This window comes from Micromonospora arborensis, assembly GCF_003205615.1.
Lineage (GTDB): Bacteria > Actinomycetota > Actinomycetes > Mycobacteriales > Micromonosporaceae > Micromonospora > Micromonospora arborensis.
On sequence record NZ_PYBV01000201.1, the window covers coordinates 1 to 262 of the forward strand.

General features: G+C 69.5%; 1 pseudogene. It reads left to right on the plus strand.

Annotation, left to right across the window (positions count from 1 at the left end):
• Window positions 1–262, plus strand: a pseudogene (locus C7C45_RS33435) (ATP-binding cassette domain-containing protein); the annotation flags it as partial.

A 262-nucleotide genomic window follows, 5' to 3' on the forward strand; every position in this document is an offset into this window, starting at 1 on the left:
CCCGTCCGACGCGATCGGGGCCGGGATCGGCATGGTGCACCAGCACTTCATGCTGGTGCCGGTCTTCACCGTCGCCGAGAACATCATGCTCGGCGCCGAGCAGGTCAAGGGCGGCATCGCCGGCTTCCTGGACCGCCGTCGTGCCCGGCGCGAGGTCACCGAGGTGTCCGAGCGCTACAACCTGCAGGTCGACCCCGACGCGGTGATCGAGGACCTGCCGGTCGGCATCCAGCAGCGCGTGGAGATCGTCAAGGCGCTCACC